2 tRNA genes are annotated in these 434 nt (G+C 41.0%); both read right to left on the minus strand.

The features are described from left to right. Nucleotides 1–118: 118 nt before the first annotated feature. Nucleotides 119–191 (minus strand) — tRNA-Ala (locus FFM82_RS13455). Nucleotides 192–230: 39 nt separating this feature from the next. Continuing rightward, a tRNA-Ile gene (locus tag FFM82_RS13460) sits at nucleotides 231–305 on the minus strand. Nucleotides 306–434 lie beyond the last annotated feature (129 nt).

Below are 434 nucleotides of genomic sequence, written 5' to 3' on the forward strand. Positions count from 1 at the left end.
AATTAAACTTCAATAAAAAACTCAAAAAACGCGGTGTTCTCGGTTTCATTATGAAAAAATATATTTGATATTATCTAGTTTTCAAAGAACAAGTTTCAATGACAACCAACGTTGTCAATGGAGAATAGCGGGATCGAACCGCTGACCCCCTGCTTGCAAAGCAGGTGCTCTCCCAGCTGAGCTAATTCCCCATGAAATATTTAACTAATAAGAACTAAAACAGTTCTTAATGGGCCTAAATGGACTTGAACCATCGACCTCACGCTTATCAGGCGTGCGCTCTAAACCAGCTGAGCTATAGGCCCAAAAAGCAGGTGTTAAATTGAGAGTTAGACCTCTCAAAACTAAACAAAGTTTCGACGCTGTGTAGGTTTCCGTAATATTCCTTAGAAAGGAGGTGATCCAGCCGCAGGTTCTCCTACGGCTACCTTGTT

This window comes from Lactiplantibacillus plajomi (assembly GCF_005405405.1).
GTDB lineage: Bacteria > Bacillota > Bacilli > Lactobacillales > Lactobacillaceae > Lactiplantibacillus > Lactiplantibacillus plajomi.